The sequence below is a fragment of the Siphonobacter sp. BAB-5405 genome, assembly GCF_002872335.1.
Taxonomy (GTDB): domain Bacteria; phylum Bacteroidota; class Bacteroidia; order Cytophagales; family Spirosomataceae; genus Siphonobacter.
In genome coordinates this window covers 1-1,929 of the sequence record NZ_NJAG01000188.1, presented here as the reverse complement: position 1 = coordinate 1,929, position 1,929 = coordinate 1, and the positions used below count along the sequence as shown (strand labels likewise).

General features: G+C 48.2%; 3 protein-coding genes. All 3 read left to right on the top strand.

Annotation, left to right across the window (positions count from 1 at the left end):
- The first annotated feature begins 225 nt into the window (after positions 1 to 225).
- The 3 genes from BWI97_RS27940 to BWI97_RS26930 all read left to right on the top strand — a co-directional run bounded on the left by BWI97_RS27940 (position 226) and on the right by BWI97_RS26930 (position 1,921).
- Positions 226 to 426 carry a RagB/SusD family nutrient uptake outer membrane protein gene (locus tag BWI97_RS27940; protein ID WP_158242898.1) on the top strand — a complete coding sequence of 67 codons (201 nt, stop codon included), beginning with the start codon at positions 226 to 228 and terminating at the stop codon, positions 424 to 426.
- The gene (locus BWI97_RS26935) at positions 423 to 1,331 is read left to right on the top strand and encodes a RagB/SusD family nutrient uptake outer membrane protein (RefSeq protein WP_255403263.1); all 909 of its coding nucleotides are present in this window, start codon (positions 423 to 425) and stop codon (positions 1,329 to 1,331) included. The genes BWI97_RS27940 and BWI97_RS26935 overlap by 4 nt, the downstream gene beginning before the upstream one ends.
- 110 nt (positions 1,332 to 1,441) lie before the next feature.
- On the top strand, positions 1,442 to 1,921 hold the full coding sequence (locus BWI97_RS26930; RefSeq protein ID WP_102203482.1) for a DUF4369 domain-containing protein: 480 nt from the start codon (positions 1,442 to 1,444) through the stop codon (positions 1,919 to 1,921).
- Positions 1,922 to 1,929 lie beyond the last annotated feature (8 nt).

Here is a 1,929-nt window from a genome sequence, read left to right as displayed (position 1 = left end):
CAGGTCGAATCCTCCACCTTTCTTTCGAAATTCGGCTAATCTGCAAATCGGCTACCTACGGTAATTATTCGATGCTGCTGAATCAATTCTCTCGTCGCCCGTTTTCATCGGTTTACGGAACTGTCCAGTGACAATGTACAGGTACTACTGGCCGGAGATAATGCCACTACTACCTCCATAGGGATTTACACGTACCAACATACCAGTACCCTGCTAGGGCTGAATGTGATGTGGGACGGAGCCTATAAATTAATTTATGCCAGTAATCAGGTAATTCAGGCCATTCCGGACAATGCTCCAGCGGCGGACCTCCAGCTCAAAGGCGAAAACCTCTATCTGAGAGCTCTGATGCATTTTTCTCTGGTACGCATTTTCGGGCTTCCGTATGCTCAGAATCCGGCTCAGAACCTGGGCGTACCCTCCTGACGAAGCCGGATGTAAACGCTTTACCTGCTCGTAATACGGTCAAAGAATGCTATGATCAGCTGGTAACCGATCTGATGCAGGCCGCCAGCCTGATGACCCTCGACAAAGGCAATGCCTATGCCAGTAAAAATGCCGCTTATGCCTTACTGGCCAACGTCTATCTGCAACGGGGGGAAAATGAGAAAGTGGTTGAAACTGTAAACCTGGTTACGCGTCAGAACAAATACAAACTGGTCACCGGAACGGAGTTTACCAACTATTTTACGACTGATCACAGTACGGATCAGGAGACCATTTTCTGCATGCGGATGAATTCTGCTCAGACTGCCGCCACGTTTGGAATCAACTACGATTACACCGATTCCCGGTATGCCGCTGTTTCGGAACCGCTGATGGCTTTACTTAATGAAGGTAAGACGGATGCTCGTCTCCAGCATTATGTTTCCCTGATGACTAATACCCAGGGCACGCGTTACTTTGTTAATAAATACACGCAAAACGGGAATATTCGGCTGAGTTCACCCGTATTTTCCCGCTACGCCGGACTGCTGCTGGATCGGGCGGAAGCGTTAGCTAAGCTGGGCCGGAATACGGAAGCCCTGAGCGATGTAAATGCCATCCGTCAGCGGGCCGGTTTGACGGACCTTTACAGCGAAAGTAATCTACGGGGCCGGGCCACCGTACTCGATGCGGTACTCGATGAACGTCGGATGGAATTAGCCTTTGAATTTGGCTACCGCCGGGATGATCTTCTTCGCAATAATCGGCCCCTCGTACGCAGCTACACCACCAACCTGCCCGGTGATAAATTACCGTTCAGCCAACGGATGCTACAGTTGTGTTTTTATTACCGCAAACGGAGATGTCCGTTAATCCTAACCTCGTACAAAACCCTCAATAAGTAAACGCATGAAAAATTCCTTGCTTGGCTTTTTAGCCTGGGTCTTTTGACTCTACCCACGCTGGGAGAAGCCCAGACGGGCTACACGCTTTCCGCGGACATTAAAAGGCCTAAATGTACCGTACGTATACTTTCGAAAAAACTCCGGTTTTTGGAGCGGAAGCTTTAAACGCAAAGCTTGATTCTGTAGCGGTCAAGAAGGGCCATTTCACCATTCAGGGAAAAGCCCTGCACCCCTTTATGATGAGCGTTATTACGGATAAAGACTACCGTAAGACAAAGTATTTTGGGGTCTTCGTAGAAAATAAACCCATCACGGTTAAGGGAGATTTTGCCAGTCTACCTACAGTGAAAGTAACGGGTTCTGCTACGCATGATCTTTACGTGAACTACGAGAAGAGTCTAAGTTCCGTGCGTACCCGCTTAGACTCTTTGAATAAGATTTACATGAAAGTCCACGAAGCGAAGGATACCGTTCAGGAAGCTTTACTCCAAAAATCGAGAGAGCCCCTATACAAAGAATACCTCAAGATTGAACAAGCCTTCGTTAAAGAATCATCCCAGCACGGTAATCAGTGCCTTCCTGCTATCTAGTGGAATGG

What these genes read in the sequence shown, in the direction of transcription:
- BWI97_RS26930 (WP_102203482.1), top strand. Translation starts at nt 1,442, where the DNA reads ATGTACCGTACGTATACTTTCGAAAAAACTCCGGTTTTTGGAGCGGAA.